This is a genomic window from Streptomyces hokutonensis (assembly GCF_000376565.1).
In the GTDB taxonomy this organism is placed as follows: Bacteria; Actinomycetota; Actinomycetes; order Streptomycetales; family Streptomycetaceae; genus Streptomyces; species Streptomyces hokutonensis.
In genome coordinates, this window is sequence record NZ_BARG01000010.1 from 15351 (window position 1) to 32604 (window position 17254).

Consider the following 17254-nt stretch of genomic DNA (forward strand, 5'->3'; position numbering starts at 1 on the left):
CGAAGTAAGGTTTCGCCCACCCTGGGTAACTCTCATCCGGCCCCCCTTGACCTGCGTACTTCGGCGGGATCACGATCGCCGCATGCAACTTCGGGTCACGTTCGTCGCAGCCGCGCGCAGCTCCCCGCTGCTCGCGGAGCGCTTCGAGGACGACCGGCCGCTGGACCAGGCGGGCTGGGACGAGGTGCAGCGCGCCGCTCCGGTACTGCTGCCGCTGGCGGCGGCGGAGCTGCGCTACTGTTCGCCGACCCCGCGCAGCCGCACCACCGGCGACGGCCTCGGCTACACCCCGCTGGTGCAACTCGCTCTGCGGGACTGCGACATGGGCCGCTGGCGCGGGCTGACGCTGGGCGAGGCGATGGCCCGCGAACCGGCCCTGGTGGACGCCTGGCTCGCCGACCCGCGCTCCACCCCGCACGGCGGTGAGTCGCTGCTCTCCTTCATCGCCCGGGTGGGCGGCTGGCTGGACACCCGGCCCATCGAGGACGGCGACCGGATAGTCGCCGTCGCCGAACCCTCCGTCATCCGGGCCGCGTTGGTCTACGCCCTCAAGGCCCCGCCCTCCACCTACTGGAACCTCGACGTGCGCCCTCTGTCGACGACCACGGTCACCGGCAGCGCGGGCCGCTGGAACCTGCGCTTCGACGGAGCGGCGGTTCAGTCGAGGCGGGTCTAGCCGGGGGAGCGGGGCGCGCGTTCAGCCCACGCGCACGTAGTCCGTGCTGAGTACCAGGTCCTTCGCGGGGCCGCCCACCCGCCACACGGTCCGCCACCGGTCCGCGTCCAGGACCGTGAACTCGCCCCGGTACAGGTCCGCCGCGCAGGGATGGTCGGCGACATACCGTCCCGACGTCAGATCCAGCGCGTGGAAGGGCCGCCCGTCGCCGAAGCGCACATCGGCCGTGCCGGGTGCCGTGCCCGGCAGGAACCGCAGCGTCCGCTCGGCGGGACGGGCCACGCCCCGCCAGATGAAGGTCCCCGACTCGGCGTGCAGCAGCCCCCCTTCGGCCAGCGCGCCGAACACGGTCGTACCCGAGAACTCGCCCTCGTCCCCGCTCGCCAGATCCCGCACCGACCGCCGCACCCGCCAACTCCCGGACAGATACGCCAGAACATCGGGAACCGGCCAGAACTCGCCCACTGTCACCCCTTCCTGCGCCACCGGCGCCACCCGTCCGGCGAGTCGGCGGGCGCCTTGCGCTCCGCCTGGGCCCGGATCTCGTAGTGCGACGCGTGACTCGTGGTCCGGAAGGCCTCCTCGTACGCGGCCAGAGCACCGCCGATCCCGCCCCCGGCGGTGCCACGGCGGCGGATCCGCCGGGCGAGCAGGGTGAAGAACCCCAGCGTGACGGCGAGAAAGCCGAGCAGGGCGAGGTACGGCAACAACGCGGACATGCCCTCGACCCTACGTCCCCCTCCGCACCCACCCCATTGACGTGCTCACGACCCTTGCCTATCTTGCCGTTCGAAGTGCTGACCGACGTCCGATATCTCGAACTGGACATTCGAGCATCGCGCACGATCCGATACGAGCCGCGGAGTATCCATGTCACGCACCAGCCGCACCCGCCTGAGACTTGCCCTAGGGGCAAGCGCTTTCCTGCTGGCGACGGCCGTCGTCCCCGCCCCCGCCCACGCCGAGGACGTCACCGACTACGCGATCACCGTCGACCCGGGCACACGGGGCGCAACGATCGACAAGACGATGTACGGCGTCTTCTTCGAGGACATCAACCGCGCGGCCGACGGCGGCCTGTACGCCGAACTCGTCCAGAACCGGTCCTTCGAGTACTCCACCGACGACAACAAGTCGTACACCCCGCTGACCGGTTGGACGGTCGCCGGCACGGCCCAGGTGGTGAACGACGCCGGCCGCCTCAACGAGACCAACCGCAACTACCTTTCCCTGGCTGCCGGTTCGTCCGTCACCGACGCCGGCTACAACACCGGCATCGCGGTCGAGGACGGCAAGAAGTACGACTTCTCGGTGTGGGCCCGCGCCGAGGGCGGCACCACGCTCACGGTGAGCCTCCAGGACACCGGCGGCACCCTGGCGACCGCCTACCAGGTCGCCGTGCGGAAGAGCGGCTGGGCCAAGTACAGGGCCACGTTCACCGCGACCCGCACCAGCGCCACGGGCCGCCTCACCGTCGCATCCTCCGCCGCGACCGCCCTCGACATGGTCTCCCTCTTTCCCCGCGACACCTACAGGCACGAGCCCAACGGCCTGCGCAAGGACCTCGCCGAGAAGATCGCCGCCCTGCACCCGGGCTTCGTGCGCTTCCCCGGCGGCTGCCTGGTCAACACCGGTTCCATGGACGACTACAGCGCGGCCTCCGGCTACCAGCGCAAGCGCTCGTACCAGTGGAAGGACACCGTCGGCCCGGTCGAGCAGCGCGCCACCAATTCCAACTTCTGGGGCTACAACCAGAGTTACGGCCTCGGCTACTACGAGTACTTCCGCCTCGCCGAGGACATCGGCGCGATGCCGCTGCCCGTCGTACCTGCCCTGGTGACCGGCTGCGGCCAGAACAAGGCCGTGGACGACCCCGCGCTGTTGAAGCGGCACATCCAGGACACCCTGGATCTCATCGAGTTCGCCAACGGCCCGGTCACCTCGAAGTGGGGCAAGCTGCGCGCCCAGATGGGCCACCCCAAGCCCTTCCACCTCACCCACATCGAGGTCGGCAACGAGGAGAACCTCCCCACCGAGTTCTTCGCCCGCTTCACGCAGTTCCGTACGGCGATCCAGGCCGCGTACCCGTACATGACCGTGATCTCCAACGCGGGCCCGGACGACAGCGGTTCGACCTTCGACACGGCTTGGCAGCTCAACAAGGACGCCAAGGTCGACATGGTCGACGAGCACTACTACAACAGCCCGCAGTGGTTCCTGCAGAACAACAGCCGCTACGACTCCTACGACCGCACCGGCCCGAAGGTCTTCCTCGGCGAATACGCCTCCGGCGGCAACGCGTTCAAGAACGGCCTCGCCGAAGCGGCCTACATGACCGGCCTGGAACGCAACGCCGATGTCGTCAAACTCGCCTCCTACGCACCGCTGTTCGCCAACGAGGACTACGTCCAGTGGCGCCCGGACCTGGTCTGGTTCAACAACCACGCCTCCTGGGGCTCCGCCAACTACGAGGTCCAGAAGCTGTTCATGAACAACGTCGGCAGCCGGGTCGTGCCCTCAACTGCCACCGGCACTCCGTCACTTGTTGCCCCGATCTCCGGCGCGGTCGGCCTGTCGACCTGGGCGACGAGCGCGGCCTACGACGATGTGAAGGTGACGGCGGCGGACGGTACGGCCCTGCTCTCCGACGATTTCTCCGGTGACGCGACGCAGTGGACCCATACGGGAGGCGGGAGTTGGAGCCTCCAGGACGGGCAGTACGTCCAGACCGACACCGCCGCCGAGAACACCATGGTGTCGGCGGGCGACCCGGCCTGGCACGACTACGACCTGCATGTGAAGGCGACGAAGAAGGCAGGAAAGGAAGGCTTCCTGGTCGCGTTCGGCGTCAAGGACACCGGCAACTACTACTGGTGGAACCTGGGCGGCTGGAACAACACCCAGACCGCCGTCGAACAGGCCGTGGACGGCGGCAAGTCGACGCTGATCGCCAAGCCGGGGACCATCGAGACGGGCCGCTCCTACGACGTCGACATCAAGGTGAGGGGCCGTCAGGTCACCCTGTACCTCGACGGGCAGGAGTGGGGAAGCTTCACCGACGACCAGCCGGCCGAGCCGTTCCGCCAGGTCGTCACCAAGGACGCCAAGACCGGTGACCTGATCGTCAAGGTCGTCAACGCCCAGCCCTCGGCGGCCCGTACGGCGATCGACCTGGGCGGCGCCAAGGTCGCGTCCAGGGCGAAGGTGACCACGCTCGCCGCCGCACCCGACGCGGTGAACAGCGAGACGGCCACGGCGGTCGCCCCGGTCGCATCCACCTTCAACGGCGTTGCCGACAGGTTCAGTTACACCTTCCCGGCCAACTCGATCACCTTCCTGAGGATCAGGCAGAAGTAGCCGCTGCCTCCGGCGTGGGCCGCTGTCCCAGCGGCAGCAGCCCACGCTCGGCGAAGACCTTCTTCGCCGCGAAGGTCGCGTTGAGGGCCTTCGGCATCCCGCAGTACACGGCCGAGTGCGTCAGGGCCTCGACGATCTCCTCCGGGGTGAGGCCCACGTTCAGCGCGGCGTTCACATGTACGTCGAGCTGGGCCTCGCAGCCGCCGAGCGCGGTGAGCATGCCCAGCGTCACCAACTGGCGGTCGCGCGGGGCGAGTCCGGGGCGGTCGTAGATCTCGCCGAAGGCCCAGGCGACGACCTGGTGGCCCAGTTCGGGGTTGATGTCGGCGAGCGAGTCGACGACCCGCTGCCCGGCCTCGCCGTCGACCCGCTTCAGGACCTCAAGGCCGTGGGTGAACCGCTCTTCTCGGGTGGTGCTCGCGCTCATGTCAGTTCTTCCGATCCCGGCTGCTCGTATTCGTATTCGTGTTCGTCGAGGAGCAGCTGTTCGTAGTGGTCGATCTTGTGGTCCAGCACAGTCGCGTTGCGGCGCAACACCCTTATGCGGTCGGCCAGTTCGGCGCGGTGCTCGCGGAGCATCGCCAGCCGGTCGGGGACCGTGGCGTTCCCCGCCGCCCGCAGCGCGGCGAACCGCTGCATGTCGGCGATCGACATGCCCGTCTCGCGCAGCCGCAGCAGAAACTCCAGCCAGGCCAGGTCCGCTGCCTGATATCGCCGTTGGTTGCCGGTGCTCCGGCCGACCCGCTCGATCAGGCCGGCCTTCTCGTAGTAGCGCAGGGTGTCGTGCGAGAGTCCCGTGCGCTCGGCGACCTGGGCGATGGTCAGGGTGGGTTCCCGGTCCCCGGGGAGGGGGTTCAGGGGCTGTCCGCTGCTCATGAACACAACCGTAGAACCTGGAGCGCGCTCCAGGTCAAGCCCTGTCGGGGATCAGCTTCCGAAGTAGGCCTGAGCTGCGCGGACGCCCTCGACCAGGGCATCGACCTCGGCCGGGGTGTTGTAGACGTAGAAGCTCGCCCGGGTCGTCGCCGGGATGCCGTACCGGCGCACGATCGGGCGGGCGCAGTGGTGGCCGACGCGGACGGCCACGCCCCGCTCGTCCAGGATCTGGCCGACGTCGTGCGGGTGGATGCCGTCGACGGTGAAGGAGACGGCCGAGCCGCGGTCGGTGAGGTCGCGGGGGCCGACGATCCGTACGCCGGGCACCTCCTGGAGCAGTCGCAGCGCACGGGCGGTGAGCCGGTCCTCGTGGGCCGCGACCTCGTCCATGCCCAGCTCCTCCAGATACTCCACGGCCGCGGCGAGTCCCACCGCCTGGGAGGTCATCGGGACGCCCGCCTCGAAGCGCTGCGGCGGCGGCAGGAAGGTCGTGCGGTCCATCTCGACGAGCTCGATCATCGAACCGCCGGTGAGGAACGGCGGTAGTCCGGCGAGGAGTTCGCGCCGTCCCCACAGCACACCGATGCCGTTCGGGCCGAGCATCTTGTGCCCGGAGAAGGCGAGGAAGTCCGCGCCCAAGTCCCGTACGTCGACCGGGCGGTGGGGCACCGACTGGGCACCGTCGACCACCACCAGGGTGCCGAACTCGTGTGCGCGGTCGGCGAGTTGCCGTACCGGATTGATGGTGCCGAGGACGTTCGACTGGTGGGCGACGGCGAGGACCTTGGTGCGCTCGTCGAGCAGTTCGTCGATCCGGGTGAGGTCGAGGCGCCCCTCGTCGGTCAGGCCGAACCAGTCCAGGGTCGCGCCGGTGCGCTCCGCGAGCTGCTGCCAGGGCACGAGGTTGGCGTGGTGCTCCATCTCCGTGACCACGATCCGGTCGCCGGGGCCGATCCGGCCGGCGTTGCCCAGCGCGTAGGCGACGAGGTTGATGCCCTCGGTGGTGTTCTTGGTGAAGACGATCTCGTCGTCGTGGGCCCCGACGAACCGGGCGACGGTGTGCCGGGCGCTCTCGTACGCCTCCGTCGCCTCACCGGCCAGCTGGTGCGCGCCGCGGTGCACGGCCGCGTTGTGCGTGAGGTAGAAGTCCCGTTCGGCGTCCAGGACTTGGAGGGGTTTCTGGGTGGTCGCGCCGGAGTCGAGGTAGACGAGCCGGGCGCCGCTGTCCATCGTCCGCTCCAGGATCGGGAAGTCCTTGCGCAGCGCGTCCACGTCGAAGCCCACGGCATCTCACCTCTCACGGTTTTGCTTTCGATTCTCCGTGAGGAAAGCTAGAACTCCTCACGGAGAATCGCAAGCATTACCATGAGGCCGTGGATCACGACGCGCCCGTCTACCTGCACCAGCTCCCGGTCCCCGGCGAGGAGCGCTACCTCTCCCTGGCCCTGGTCAACACGCGCTTCGCGCTCAGCCACGGCACGGTCGACCTGCTCGACGGCGTCGAGGCCGCCCACCTCTGGCTCGTACGCCATCAACTGCTGCCCGACCGCGTGGTGTTGAACGGCCGGCAGTCCGGCCGGCTCCGCGCCCTGCGCGAGGCCCTGCGCGCCCTCTTCGAGGCCTACGGCGACGGTCGCGTCCCGTCCGCCGAGAACCTCGACACCCTCAACTCCGCGCTGGCGGCGGCCCCTTCGACCCCTCGGCTGCTCTGGCCCGCCGACGGCCCGCGCCGCGCCGACGAACCCGACACCGGCAACCCGGCGGCGGCAGCCCTCTCCCTCCTCGCCGAGGACACCACCGACCTCCTCACCGGCCCCGAGGCCGAACAGCTCACCGCATGCGCCGCCCAGGGCTGCACCCGCTGGTTCCTCCGCTCGCACGGGGCCCGGCGCTGGTGCACGACCAGATGCGGGAACCGGGTGCGGGCGGCTCGGGCCTATGCGGCCAAGCGCGAGCCCACCGTGTCGCGTCGCCCCGACGGCTGAGCTGCGAATGGCGAGCGCGCGGTTTGGCGGCGCGTCCCGCCGACCGGCCCGCGGCCGTAGCCGCCCTGTGCGGACTGATCGACGCCCGGGCCCCCGAGCCGGTGTGGGCGCCCTCGCCCGCCACGTCGTACGACGACAGCGCGAGCGCGACGCCGAGGGCGTCGGCCGGTTCGGGAACCCGGGCGGCCGATGATCGCCGACCGAGACCGCGTGGGCCTCACGCTCGCGCGAGGCGCCGTCGGTAGTGGCCGATGACGTAGTGCATGGGGACGACGGTGGCCCAGAAGCACATGGCCGCCGTCGTGTTGACATAGGCCAGCGGGATGGACAGGGCGAAGATCAGTGCGCTGGCGCTGAGTTGTGTGGTGAAGCGGCGGCGGGCCACCGCGGCCGGTGACTCGGGCGAGGGGTGCACCTGGCGTTGCGTGAGCAGCAGCAGGGCCACATGCACCCCGTGGATCGCGGTCATGGCCCCCGCGTAGAGGGCGACGGCCTCCGGATGGGAGGCGTACTCGGCCAGCAGCGCGGTCGGGAAGGGCAGCAGTGCGACCAGCCCGAGCCCGACGAGTATCAGGTGGGTGACCGTGGTCGTCTCGGTGCGCAGTGAGGTGAGGATGCGCCGGTGGTCCCGCCAGAACCCGGAAATCAGCGAGAAGCTCAGGGCGAAGGCCCCGATGCTGGGCAGGGCCTCGCCGAGCGCCTTGTGGAATCCGGCGTCGTCCAGATGCGCGGGGACGGCCACGTCGATCACGAGCAGTGTCATCGCGATGGCATAGATACCGTCGGACAGGGCGATCAGGCGGGTCGGGCCGGGGTCGTTCTCGTGCGGGCGGGTCTCTGCCAGGGGCTCCGTCATGGCGACGAGGGTAGGGCGTCGTGGTACGCCTGCGACGCGTCGGGCGGGGTGGGCGTCCGTCGTGTGACGTCACCAACCGGGCGTGCCCGAGCCGAGCGGTCGCCGGGTATCGGCGTCAGGAGGAGCGGGCCAGGACGCAGAACTCGTGGCCCTCCGGGTCGGACAGGCACCGCCACGGGACATCGCCCTGGCCGACGTCGAGGTCGGTGGCGCCGAGGGCCCGCAGCCGGGCCGCCTCCGCCTCCTGATCGTCACTCGGATACCGCAGCAGGTCGAGATGGACGCGGTCCGGCACGGTCTTCAGGCCGGGGGTGCGGAGGAACTCGAAGTACGGTCCGTCGCCCTTGGGGGAGCGGAACGTCGCGTGGTCGTCGCTCACCTCGTGCAGTGTCCAGTCCGTCGCCGCACCCCAGAACCGGGCCATGGCCCGCGGATCCACGCAGTCGATCACGACGGCGGCGATCGGCCCGGTGTCCCGGTAGACCTCCCTAGGCTCCAGCACGCAGAACTCGTTGCCCTCCGGATCCGCGAGCACCGTCCACGGCACCTCGCCCTGGCCCACGTCGACGGGTGTCGCGCCGAGCGAGCGGAGGCGCGCGATCAGCTCCGACTGGTGGGCGGCGGAGGCGGTGGCGAGATCGAGGTGTACGCGGTTCTTCGTCGCAGTCCTGGGTTCCGGTACGGCGATGACGTCGACGCAGACACCCACCGGGTCGAGCCAGTCGAAGCCGGCGGGTTTGACGGCCGTCGCGCCGGGCTCCGCGCTGGAGACGCTCCAGCCGAGAGCTTCCGCCCAGAACCGTCCGACCGCTGTGTCGTCGACGGCCTTGATGTTCACCAGGACAGGTCGCAGCGTCATGCCGGCGATCCTATGCGCCCGTGTGACGGAGCGCCGTGGAGCCGATGCCCGGAGAGGTACGCCCCGGGCGTGAAGTGCGCGTCCGTCACGGGGTGATCGCGATGGCGACGAGTCGACGCTCGCGGCCGAGGGCCCGGTCGAGGAGGCGCACCACGCGGTACATCAGGAATCGCTGCTTCATCAGCTCCTGGACACGAGCGGTCTCCGCAGCGTCCAGGAGCCGGGCGGTGGCCGGGACGGTGGGGGCCTCGGCGGGAACGGTGCCCCTCATGTCGCACGGGGCGACGGTCACTTGCGGGGTGTGGCGGATCCGCTTGACCTTTCCGGTGTCCGGTGGGGTCAGCGCGTAGAGGGTCCCGTCGTGCACGAGGCCGCCGACCGGGGTGGCGACCGGCCGTCCGTCGCGACGGAAGGTGGTCAGGCGGACGTGCTTGCCCTTGCCGATGCGGTCGAGAGCCTGGTGGAAGTCGCTGCGCGGGGTGGACATGTGCGTCTCCGGAACTAGTGGGCGTGCTGACCGGCGAGGGCGCGGGCCGTGCGCGCGGCCTGCTCCTCGACCGACGAGCGGGTGTTCCAGGTGCCGGGCAGCATGTCCTGCTGCTGGAACAGGGCCAGTCCGTGGGCTGCCGCGGCGACCTGGACGAGCAACTCGAAGGCATCGTCGGGATCGGGGGCGATCTCGCCGGTGACGGGCATCAGGTCGTCGTACAACGCGCTTCCGGCCCGGGCCAGTTCGGGATGTCGGCTCTTGTCGAGTCCTGCCAGAAAGGTGATGTCGAAGAGGGCGCGCTCTTCGGCGGCGAACCGTACGTAGGCGACCGCGAAGGCCGACAACCGCTCGATGGGAGCCGTGTGCGCGGCCAGCGCGGCGCGGTAGCGGCGTCGCTGCTCCTCGTAGCCCTTCAGGGCCAGCGCGGCCAGCAGGGCCTCCCGGTCGGTGAAGTGCTTGTACGGCGCGGACACACTCACTCCGGCCCGGCGGCACGCCTCGGCGAGGGTGAATCCGTGTGGACCCCGCTCGCCGACCAGGGCGAGCGCGGCCTCCTCCAGTGCGTTGCGCAGGTCTCCGTGGTGGGTGCCGGTGGGACGCCGTTTGACTGCCATGCCTCGAAGGTTAACACTATTCACCATAGGTAAATACCATTCACCACAGCCCGGGATCAGACTCGGCCCCGGGTTCGCATACGACACCGGGAGCAACAGATGACCGCGTCGAAATCCGCGCGCTGGACGGTTCGCGACATCCCCGACCAGCACGGCCGCACCGCCGTGATCACCGGCGCCAACACCGGCATCGGCTTCGAGACGGCCAAGGCGCTGGCCCTGCGCGGCGCGTCCGTGGTTCTGGCGGTACGGGACGCGGGCAAGGGCAAGCGTGCAGCGGAGGACATCACCCTCGCCGATCCGGCGGCGTGCGTGCGTGTCCAGCGGCTCGACCTCGGTTCGCTGGCGTCGATCCGGGCCGCGGCGGGAGAACTGCGCGACTCCTGCGCCCGGATCGACCTGCTGATCAACAACGCGGGCGTGATGTACACCCCGTACCGCACGACCGCGGACGGCCGCGAGCTCCAGTTCGGCACCAATCACCTGGGGCACTTCGCCCTGACCGGGCTGCTCCTGGACCTGCTGCCCGCTTCCCCCGCGGCCCGTGTGGTGACTGTCGGCAGCGCGGGGCACCGCATGGGCGGCCCGATCGATCTCGACGATCTCGACTGGCGCAGGCGTCCCTACGACCGGACCGCCGCCTACGGGCACTCCAAACTGGCCAACCTGATGTTCACCTACGAACTCCAGCGCAGACTGCCCGCGAGCGGCCCGCTCGCCGTCGCAGCCCACCCCGGCGGCGCCGACACCGGCGGCTCCCGGAGCGCGATGTCCCACGCCTCCCCGCTCACCCGGGCGGCCTTCGCGGCGATCCGGCCGCTGCTCCTGCAGTCGCCCGAAAGGGGGGCCCTGCCCGTGCTGCGCGCCGCGACCGACCCGGACGTCCATGGAGGCGAGTACTACGGTCCGCGCGGTTTCCAGCAGAGCAAGGGCCTTCCGAAGGTGGTCCGCTCCAGCCCCCAGTCCTACGACGCATCCCTCCAGCGCCGCTTGTGGTCCCTCTCCGAGGAACTGACCGGCATCACGTTCCGGTTGTAGGGCCGGCCTACGGTGCCGACAGGGCTGTGTGCTCGGCCTTCTCCAGCCAGTCGGTGTACCAGCGGGCGAACCGCACGGGCGTACCGTCCTCGTGGAGGAGCGGGGCGAGGTCGACGTCGTCCACCCGGCAGTCGGACCAGATCGTGCCGCGGTGGCTGCCGCTGATGATCAGCCACTCCCTCTGGGCGCAACCCAGGTGGGAGATCACGATCGCGCCTGCGGTGCGCTCCGGGGCGAACATGGCCGCCCCCCACCGCTCGTCCCACGCCTCCATGGCGTCGTCGAAGTCTTCGATGTCATCGAAGTCCTCTTCCTCGGGGCACTGGGCAAGGAGTTCCTCGAGCAGCGTCGGGTCCGGACCCTGGTCGGGAAACGGCTCGGCAAGCCTCGACAGGTCGACCATCTCCGCGCCGTCGCCTTCCCAACTCCAGCGGCCCTGCGCGCGTCGAACGGGGAACAGGCCGTATGCGGGGCCGGCGCCACCTGCGCCGACGTGAAGCAGGAAGGCTCGGTACTCCTCCGGCAGCCGCACGCCTGTCTGAGCCTCGAGTTCGGCGAGCTCGCCCTGGGTGAGGGGGTCCTCCATGACCCACTTGTGCCCCAACGCCCCGAACACCTTGCTGCCCGCAGGCCCTGCGGCCGCCGCCTCGACCCGTTGACGTACTCCCACCCACTGCTGATCAGTCATGAGCCCAGACCGTACGTGCCGGTGCTGACATCGAGGTTGCCGGACCTTCCGTGGATTGCATAAACCTGCAGCGAAACGTATAGTCATGCCATCGATGAGGAGGGTTCCATGGCGGTACGTGCGGCAGTGGCCGGAGCGAGTGGGTACGCGGGCGGCGAGCTCCTGCGTCTGCTCCTGGCCCACCCCGGGGTGGAGATCGGCGCCCTGACCGGCAACTCCAACGCCGGTCAGAAGCTCGGCGCGCTCCAACCGCATCTGCTGCCGCTGGCCGACCGGGTCCTGGAGGAAACCACCCCCGAAGTCCTCGCCGGACACGACGTCGTCTTCCTCGCCCTGCCGCACGGCCAGTCCGCCGCCGTCGCCGAGCAGCTCGGCCCCGACGTCCTCGTCGTCGACATGGGCGCCGACTTCCGGCTGAAGGACGCGGCCGACTGGGAGAAGTTCTACGGCTCCGCACACGCCGGCACCTGGCCCTACGGCCTTCCCGAACTGCCGGGCGCCCGCGCCGCGTTGGAGGGGTCCAAGCGCATCGCGGTGCCCGGTTGCTATCCGACGGCCGCCTCCCTCGCGCTCTTCCCGGCCTACGCCGCCGGGCTCGCCGAGAACGAGGCCGTGATCGTCGCCGCCTCCGGGACCTCGGGTGCCGGCAAGGCGCCCAAGGCCCACCTCCTCGGCTCCGAGGTCATGGGCTCCATGTCGCCGTACGGCGTCGGCGGCGGGCACCGGCACACCCCCGAGATCATCCAGAACCTCGGCGAGGCGGCCGGCGAGCCCGTCACCGTCTCCTTCACGCCCACCCTCGCGCCGATGCCCCGCGGCATCCTCGCCACCTGCAGCGCCAAGGCCAAGCCCGGCGTGACCGCTGAGTCCGTCCGCGCCGCCTACGAGAAGGCCTTCGCCGACGAGCCCTTCGTGTACCTCCTCCCCGAGGGACAGTGGCCGGCGACGGCGTCCGTCTACGGTTCCAACGCCGTTCAGGTGCAGGTCGCGTACGACGAGGCCGCGGGACGGATCATCGCGATCAGCGCCATCGACAACCTGACCAAGGGCACCGCGGGCGGTGCCGTCCAGAGCATGAACCTCGCCCTCGGACTCGACGAGACCACCGGGCTTTCTACGATCGGAGTCGCGCCGTGAGTGTGACGGCAGCACAGGGATTCACGGCCGCGGGCATCGCCGCCGGGATCAAGGAGAACGGCAACCCGGACCTGGCCCTCGTGGTCAACAACGGGCCCCGCCTCGCCGCCGCGGGCGTCTTCACCTCCAACCGCGTCAAAGCCGCGCCGGTGCTGTGGTCCGAGCAGGTGCTCAAGGGCGGCCAGGTCTCCGCCGTGATCCTCAACTCCGGTGGCGCCAACGCCTGTACGGGACCGAAGGGCTTCCAGGACACGCACGCCACCGCAGAGAAGGTCGCGGACGTGCTGGGCCTCAACGCCGCCGAGGTCGCCGTCGCCTCCACCGGGCTCATCGGGCTGCTGCTGCCGATGGACAAGCTGCTCCCGGGAGTTGAGACAGCCGTCACCCAACTCTCCCCGCACGGCGGCGAGAAGGCCGCCATCGCCATCAAGACCACGGACTCCGTGCACAAGACCGCCGTCGTGACGAAGGCCGGCTGGACCGTCGGCGGTATGGCCAAGGGTGCCGGCATGCTCGCCCCGGGCCTCGCCACCATGCTCGTCGTCCTCACCACCGACGCCGACGTCGAAACCGACGTACTGGACAAGGCACTTCGGGCCGCCACCCGTACGACCTTCGACCGGGTCGACTCCGACGGCTGCATGTCCACCAACGACACCGTGCTGCTGCTCGCCTCCGGCGCCTCCCGAGTCACCCCGGGATACGAGGAGTTCGCGGAGGCCGTGCGTGCCGTCTGCGACGACCTCGGGCAGCAGCTGATCCGGGACGCCGAGGGCGCCAGCAAGGACATCAAGATCGAGATCGTCAACGCCGCCAGCGAGGACGACGCCGTCGAGGTGGGCCGCTCCATCGCCCGCAACAACCTCCTCAAGTGCGCGATCCACGGCGAAGACCCCAACTGGGGACGGGTGTTGTCCGCGATCGGCACGACCAAGGCCGCCTTCGAGCCCGATCAGCTCAACGTCGCCATCAACGGCGTCTGGGTCTGCAAGAACGGCGGTGTCGGCGAGGACCGCGACAAGGTCGACATGCGCTACCGCGAGGTGCACATCGTCGCCGACCTGGCCGCGGGCAGTGAGACGGCCACCATCTGGACCAACGACCTCACCGCCGACTACGTCCACGAGAACAGCGCATACTCCTCATGAGCACTACCCGCAAGCACACCGCGCTGCCCAAGGCGCAGATCCTCATCGAGGCGCTGCCCTGGCTGACCCGGCACAACGGCAAGACCGTCGTCATCAAGTTCGGCGGCAACGCCATGATCGACGAGGACCTGAAGGCCGCGTTCGCCCAGGACGTCGTGTTCCTGCACCACGCGGGCCTCAAGCCCGTCGTCGTGCACGGCGGCGGCCCGCAGATCAGCGCCGCCCTCGACAAGCACGGCATTGTTAGCGAGTTCAAGGCCGGCCTGCGCGTCACCACCGAGGACGCCATGGACGTCGTACGGATGGTGCTCGCCGGGCAGGTCCAGCGCGAGCTGGTCGGACTGCTCAATCAACACGGGCCGCTGGCCGTCGGGTTGACCGGTGAGGACGCGCACACCATCACCGCCACCAAGCATCTGCCCGAGATCGACGGGGAGTTGGTCGACATCGGGCGGGTGGGCGAGATCACCGCGATCGACACCGGCGCGATCGAGGCACTGCTCGCCGACGGCCGTATCCCGGTCGTCTCGTCGATCGCGAGGAGCGAGGACGACGGACATGTCTACAACGTCAATGCTGATACGGCGGCTGCGGCACTCGCTGCTGCTCTGGGGGCCGAAACCCTCATGGTCCTCACGGACGTCGAGGGTCTCTACGAGGACTGGCCCAACAGCGACGAGGTGATCAGCCGCCTCACCGCCTCCCAACTGGAGAAGCTTCTCCCGGAGTTGAGCTCCGGGATGGTGCCGAAGATGGAGGGCTGTCTGCACGCCGTCCGCAACGGCGTGACCACCGCCCGGGTCATCGACGGCCGGGTCCAGCACTCGATCCTGCTGGAGATCTTCACCGACGAGGGCATCGGCACGATGGTCGTGCCCGACCAGAAGCCCGACGAGAATCAGGGGGACGCCGTATGACCGCGAACGAGGAGCTGACCCAGCGGTGGCAGGGGTCGCTCATGAACAACTACGGCACCCCGAAGCTCCCCCTCGTCCGCGGCGCCGGCGCCAGGCTCTGGGACGCCGAGGGCAACGAGTACACCGACTTCGTCGGCGGTATCGCGGTCAACGCGCTCGGCCACGCCCACCCGGCGATCGTCGAGGCGGTCAGCAAGCAGATCGCCCAACTCGGCCATGTCTCCAACCTGTTCATCGCCGAACCGCCCGTCGCCCTCGCCGAACGGCTCCTTGAGCGCTTCGGCCGGGACGGCAAGGTGTTCTTCTGCAACTCGGGCGCCGAGGCCAACGAAGGCGCCTTCAAGATCGGCCGGTTGACGGGCCGTCAGCACATGGTCGCCACCCAAGGCGCCTTCCACGGGCGGACGATGGGCTCCCTGGCCCTCACCGGCCAGCCCGGCAAGCAGGAGCCCTTCCTGCCGCTGCCCGGTGATGTCACGCACGTCCCGTACGGCGACGCGCAGGCCCTCGCCGCCGCCGTCACCGACGAGACCGCGCTCGTCATCATCGAGCCCATCCAGGGCGAGAACGGCGTCGTCGTACCGCCCGCCGGATACCTGAAGGCGGCCCGCGCGATCACCGCCGCGCACGGCGCGCTGCTGGTCCTGGACGAGGTGCAGACCGGGGTCGGCCGGACCGGGCACTGGTTCGAGTACCAGGCCCACGAAGGCGTGCTCCCCGATGTCGTGACCCTCGCGAAGGGGCTCGGCGGCGGGCTGCCGCTCGGCGCCACCGTCGCCTTCGGACGCGCCGCCGACCTGCTCCAGCCGGGCCAGCACGGCACGACGTTCGGCGGCAACCCGGTCGCCTGCGCCGCCGGTCTCGCCGTACTCGACACGATCCAGGCCGAGGGCCTGCTCGACAACGTGAAGCGGCAGAGCGAGAAGCTGCGGGACGGAATCGAGGGCGCCGACGGCAGTTCTCGTCACCCGTTGATCGATTATGTCCGGGGCGCGGGCCTCCTCCTGGGTATCGTGCTCACCGAGCCGCTCGCGCCCCAGGTGCAACAGGCGGCTCAGGACGCCGGTTTCCTGGTCAACGCGCCCGCTCCCGATGTCGTACGGCTGATGCCGCCGCTGAACCTCGGCGACGACGAAGTGGACGCGTTCCTCCGGGCGCTGCCCGGTGTCCTGGACGTGGCCAAGGGGGACGGATGATCCGGAGAATGAGTCGACGATGAGTCAGGCGCAGGAGCACGAACAGTCGGCGGGGCCGGCCGTGCCGCAGACCCGCACCGCCCGCCACCGCCGGATCGTGGACATCCTCAACCGGCAACCGGTGCGCTCCCAGAGCCAGTTGGCGAAACTGCTGTCCGACGACGGGCTGAGCGTCACCCAGGCGACGCTCTCCCGGGACCTGGACGAGCTGAACGCGGTGAAGATCCGCAACAACGACGGCGACCTCATCTACGCGGTACCGAGCGAGGGCGGCTTCCGCACCCCGCGCGTGCCGCTGGGGGAGTCGGCGAAGGAGGAGCGGATGCGGCGGCTCTCGTCGGAGCTGCTGATCTCCGCGGAGGCCTCCGCCAACCTCGTGGTCCTGCGCACCCCGCCGGGTGCCGCCCAGTTCCTCGCCTCGGCGATCGACCAGGCGGAACTGCAGGACATCCTCGGCACCATCGCCGGCGACGACACGCTGCTGCTGATCAGCCGGGACCCGCTCGGCGGACAGGCTCTCGCGGACCATCTGCTGCGGCTGGCGCAGAACGACCACTGACCACTCGTACGGCCAACGAGTCGGGGGCGCACCGGAGTTGTCCGGTGCGCCCCCGACTCGCATGGGGGATCCCTACCCGAGGCGGGCCGCCAGCCCGCCGGTGCAGCGGACTTCGTCGCCTGCCGTGATGAGCAGGGCTTCCACGTCCGGGAGTGATTCGAGCCAGGCCAGGCCCTCCCGTGAGCCCATCGCGAACGCGGCCGTGGCCCAGCAGTCGGCCCAGGTCAGCCGGGGTGCCACCACGGTGACGGCGACCAGGTCGGTCACCGCGGACTTGCCGGTGGACGGGTCCACGATGTGCGCCCCGCGCTCCGCCGTACCGGAGGTGGCGACCGCCAGTTCGTCGGCGCCCGCCGCGGAGATCACCGCCGCGAGACCGCCCGGGCGCAGCGGGTCGGAGACGCCGACCCGCCAGGGCCGGTGCGGTCCCGGGGCGCCGAACATCTGGACGTCGCCGCCGCCGTTCACACTGACGCCGCTCACCCCGGCCGCCGTCGCGATCAGCTCGGCGGCCCGCTCGGCCGCCCAGCCCTTCACGATGCCGGTCGGGTCGAGGCGGCCCTCGTAGTTCGTGCTGAACCAGCCGGAGCTGACCCGCTCCGCCTCGGCGCCCAGCTCCAGCACCTCGGCGACCTCGGCGTCGCACTCGGCGACGGTCAGCTCGCCGCGGGCCAGCCGGGAGACCTGGCTGTCGTCGCGGTAGGTGCTGAACACCTCGTTGACCCGGTGCAGTTGGGCGACCGCCTGCTCCAGTACCGCCTGGACGGCCTCGGGCTCCCCGCCGCGGATGTCGAAGGAGAACACCGTCCCCATGACCTCCTCGGCGTGCCGCAGCGCGGCGGGCGCCTCCGCGGGATC

General features: G+C 70.2%; 20 protein-coding genes. 9 read left to right on the forward strand and 11 right to left on the reverse strand.

What is annotated here, in order from left to right; translation table 11 throughout:
• The first annotated feature begins 82 nt into the window (after positions 1-82).
• Positions 83-676, forward strand: a complete 594-nt coding sequence (locus SSP08S_RS03945) for a histidine phosphatase family protein (protein ID WP_019066276.1) — start codon at positions 83-85, stop codon at positions 674-676.
• A gap of 21 nt (positions 677-697) precedes the next feature.
• Here SSP08S_RS03945 and SSP08S_RS03950 read toward each other — a convergent pair whose 3' ends face one another.
• Both SSP08S_RS03950 and SSP08S_RS03955 read right to left on the reverse strand, forming a co-directional pair.
• The gene (locus tag SSP08S_RS03950) at positions 698-1141 is read right to left on the reverse strand and encodes a DUF6314 family protein (RefSeq protein ID WP_019066277.1); all 444 of its coding nucleotides are present in this window, start codon (positions 1139-1141) and stop codon (positions 698-700) included.
• Between the two features lie 2 nt (positions 1142-1143).
• Complete coding sequence (locus SSP08S_RS03955; RefSeq protein WP_019066278.1) at positions 1144-1395, reverse strand: hypothetical protein; 252 nt, start codon at positions 1393-1395, stop codon at positions 1144-1146.
• Between the two features lie 151 nt (positions 1396-1546).
• On the opposite strand from SSP08S_RS03955, the gene SSP08S_RS03960 reads away from it, so the two are divergent.
• Positions 1547-4033 (forward strand): alpha-L-arabinofuranosidase family protein, encoded by a 2487-nt coding sequence (locus SSP08S_RS03960; protein WP_019066279.1) that lies wholly within the window; start codon positions 1547-1549, stop codon positions 4031-4033.
• On the opposite strand, the gene SSP08S_RS03965 is transcribed toward SSP08S_RS03960, so the two are convergent.
• The 3 genes from SSP08S_RS03965 to SSP08S_RS03975 are packed head-to-tail and all read right to left on the reverse strand — an operon-like array spanning position 4020 to position 6193.
• Positions 4020-4460, reverse strand: a complete 441-nt coding sequence (locus tag SSP08S_RS03965; RefSeq protein ID WP_019066280.1) for a carboxymuconolactone decarboxylase family protein — start codon at positions 4458-4460, stop codon at positions 4020-4022. The two genes, SSP08S_RS03960 and SSP08S_RS03965, sit on opposite strands and share 14 nt — an antisense overlap.
• The gene (locus SSP08S_RS03970) at positions 4457-4909 is read right to left on the reverse strand and encodes a MerR family transcriptional regulator (protein ID WP_019066281.1); all 453 of its coding nucleotides are present in this window, start codon (positions 4907-4909) and stop codon (positions 4457-4459) included. Before SSP08S_RS03970 ends, SSP08S_RS03965 begins: the two co-directional genes overlap by 4 nt.
• 51 nt (positions 4910-4960) lie before the next feature.
• The gene (locus tag SSP08S_RS03975) at positions 4961-6193 is read right to left on the reverse strand and encodes a cysteine desulfurase (RefSeq protein ID WP_019066282.1); all 1233 of its coding nucleotides are present in this window, start codon (positions 6191-6193) and stop codon (positions 4961-4963) included.
• An 89-nt stretch (positions 6194-6282) separates the two neighbouring features.
• Between SSP08S_RS03975 and SSP08S_RS03980 the strand changes: the two genes are divergently transcribed.
• Positions 6283-6894 (forward strand): CGNR zinc finger domain-containing protein, encoded by a 612-nt coding sequence (locus tag SSP08S_RS03980; RefSeq protein ID WP_019066283.1) that lies wholly within the window; start codon positions 6283-6285, stop codon positions 6892-6894.
• 217 nt (positions 6895-7111) lie between these two features.
• Here SSP08S_RS03980 and SSP08S_RS03985 read toward each other — a convergent pair whose 3' ends face one another.
• The 4 genes from SSP08S_RS03985 to SSP08S_RS04000 all read right to left on the reverse strand — a co-directional run bounded on the left by SSP08S_RS03985 (position 7112) and on the right by SSP08S_RS04000 (position 9713).
• Positions 7112-7750: a TMEM175 family protein gene (locus tag SSP08S_RS03985; RefSeq protein WP_019066284.1), complete on the reverse strand. Its 639-nt coding sequence runs from the start codon at positions 7748-7750 to the stop codon at positions 7112-7114.
• A 115-nt stretch (positions 7751-7865) separates the two neighbouring features.
• Positions 7866-8609 (reverse strand): VOC family protein, encoded by a 744-nt coding sequence (locus SSP08S_RS03990; protein WP_019066285.1) that lies wholly within the window; start codon positions 8607-8609, stop codon positions 7866-7868.
• A gap of 85 nt (positions 8610-8694) precedes the next feature.
• Positions 8695-9096 (reverse strand): PPOX class F420-dependent oxidoreductase, encoded by a 402-nt coding sequence (locus SSP08S_RS03995; RefSeq protein ID WP_019066286.1) that lies wholly within the window; start codon positions 9094-9096, stop codon positions 8695-8697.
• 14 nt (positions 9097-9110) lie between these two features.
• Positions 9111-9713 carry a TetR/AcrR family transcriptional regulator gene (locus SSP08S_RS04000; RefSeq protein WP_019066287.1) on the reverse strand — a complete coding sequence of 201 codons (603 nt, stop codon included), beginning with the start codon at positions 9711-9713 and terminating at the stop codon, positions 9111-9113.
• Positions 9714-9812: 99 nt separating this feature from the next.
• On the opposite strand from SSP08S_RS04000, the gene SSP08S_RS04005 reads away from it, so the two are divergent.
• Positions 9813-10751 (forward strand): oxidoreductase, encoded by a 939-nt coding sequence (locus SSP08S_RS04005; RefSeq protein ID WP_019066288.1) that lies wholly within the window; start codon positions 9813-9815, stop codon positions 10749-10751.
• 7 nt (positions 10752-10758) lie between these two features.
• Here SSP08S_RS04005 and SSP08S_RS04010 read toward each other — a convergent pair whose 3' ends face one another.
• Positions 10759-11439: an SMI1/KNR4 family protein gene (locus SSP08S_RS04010; protein WP_026178164.1), complete on the reverse strand. Its 681-nt coding sequence runs from the start codon at positions 11437-11439 to the stop codon at positions 10759-10761.
• A 108-nt stretch (positions 11440-11547) separates the two neighbouring features.
• Between SSP08S_RS04010 and argC the strand changes: the two genes are divergently transcribed.
• From argC to SSP08S_RS04035, 5 genes are read left to right on the forward strand one after another with little or no spacing between them, the layout of a single operon-like run.
• Positions 11548-12576: an N-acetyl-gamma-glutamyl-phosphate reductase gene (gene argC, locus SSP08S_RS04015; protein WP_019066290.1), complete on the forward strand. Its 1029-nt coding sequence runs from the start codon at positions 11548-11550 to the stop codon at positions 12574-12576.
• A complete protein-coding gene (argJ, locus tag SSP08S_RS04020) occupies positions 12573-13724 on the forward strand; it encodes a bifunctional glutamate N-acetyltransferase/amino-acid acetyltransferase ArgJ (RefSeq protein WP_019066291.1) in 1152 nt (383 codons plus the stop codon). Before argC ends, argJ begins: the two co-directional genes overlap by 4 nt.
• A complete protein-coding gene (gene argB / locus SSP08S_RS04025; protein ID WP_019066292.1) occupies positions 13721-14641 on the forward strand; it encodes an acetylglutamate kinase in 921 nt (306 codons plus the stop codon). Before argJ ends, argB begins: the two co-directional genes overlap by 4 nt.
• Positions 14638-15837 carry an acetylornithine transaminase gene (locus tag SSP08S_RS04030; RefSeq protein WP_019066293.1) on the forward strand — a complete coding sequence of 400 codons (1200 nt, stop codon included), beginning with the start codon at positions 14638-14640 and terminating at the stop codon, positions 15835-15837. The genes argB and SSP08S_RS04030 overlap by 4 nt, the downstream gene beginning before the upstream one ends.
• A 19-nt stretch (positions 15838-15856) precedes the next feature.
• Positions 15857-16396, forward strand: a complete 540-nt coding sequence (locus SSP08S_RS04035; protein ID WP_019066294.1) for an arginine repressor — start codon at positions 15857-15859, stop codon at positions 16394-16396.
• A gap of 72 nt (positions 16397-16468) precedes the next feature.
• Here SSP08S_RS04035 and SSP08S_RS04040 read toward each other — a convergent pair whose 3' ends face one another.
• Positions 16469-17209: an FAD:protein FMN transferase gene (locus SSP08S_RS04040; protein ID WP_245607826.1), complete on the reverse strand. Its 741-nt coding sequence runs from the start codon at positions 17207-17209 to the stop codon at positions 16469-16471.
• Positions 17210-17254: the final 45 nt, after the last annotated feature.

Bases quoted from the DNA above. Each gene is read 5' to 3' on its own strand.
- SSP08S_RS03945 (WP_019066276.1), top strand. From the start codon at position 83: ATGCAACTTCGGGTCACGTTCGTCGCAGCCGCGCGCAGCTCCCCGCTG.
- SSP08S_RS03955 (WP_019066278.1), bottom strand. From the start codon at position 1,395: ATGTCCGCGTTGTTGCCGTACCTCGCCCTGCTCGGCTTTCTCGCCGTC.
- SSP08S_RS03960 (WP_019066279.1), top strand. From the start codon at position 1,547: ATGTCACGCACCAGCCGCACCCGCCTGAGACTTGCCCTAGGGGCAAGC.
- SSP08S_RS03965 (WP_019066280.1), bottom strand. From the start codon at position 4,460: ATGAGCGCGAGCACCACCCGAGAAGAGCGGTTCACCCACGGCCTTGAG.
- SSP08S_RS03970 (WP_019066281.1), bottom strand. From the start codon at position 4,909: ATGAGCAGCGGACAGCCCCTGAACCCCCTCCCCGGGGACCGGGAACCC.
- SSP08S_RS03985 (WP_019066284.1), bottom strand. From the start codon at position 7,750: ATGACGGAGCCCCTGGCAGAGACCCGCCCGCACGAGAACGACCCCGGC.
- SSP08S_RS03990 (WP_019066285.1), bottom strand. From the start codon at position 8,609: ATGACGCTGCGACCTGTCCTGGTGAACATCAAGGCCGTCGACGACACA.
- SSP08S_RS03995 (WP_019066286.1), bottom strand. From the start codon at position 9,096: ATGTCCACCCCGCGCAGCGACTTCCACCAGGCTCTCGACCGCATCGGC.
- SSP08S_RS04000 (WP_019066287.1), bottom strand. From the start codon at position 9,713: ATGGCAGTCAAACGGCGTCCCACCGGCACCCACCACGGAGACCTGCGC.
- SSP08S_RS04005 (WP_019066288.1), top strand. From the start codon at position 9,813: ATGACCGCGTCGAAATCCGCGCGCTGGACGGTTCGCGACATCCCCGAC.
- SSP08S_RS04010 (WP_026178164.1), bottom strand. From the start codon at position 11,439: ATGACTGATCAGCAGTGGGTGGGAGTACGTCAACGGGTCGAGGCGGCG.
- argC (WP_019066290.1), top strand. From the start codon at position 11,548: ATGGCGGTACGTGCGGCAGTGGCCGGAGCGAGTGGGTACGCGGGCGGC.
- argB (WP_019066292.1), top strand. From the start codon at position 13,721: ATGAGCACTACCCGCAAGCACACCGCGCTGCCCAAGGCGCAGATCCTC.
- SSP08S_RS04030 (WP_019066293.1), top strand. From the start codon at position 14,638: ATGACCGCGAACGAGGAGCTGACCCAGCGGTGGCAGGGGTCGCTCATG.
- SSP08S_RS04035 (WP_019066294.1), top strand. From the start codon at position 15,857: ATGAGTCAGGCGCAGGAGCACGAACAGTCGGCGGGGCCGGCCGTGCCG.
- SSP08S_RS04040 (WP_245607826.1), bottom strand. From the start codon at position 17,209: ATGGGGACGGTGTTCTCCTTCGACATCCGCGGCGGGGAGCCCGAGGCC.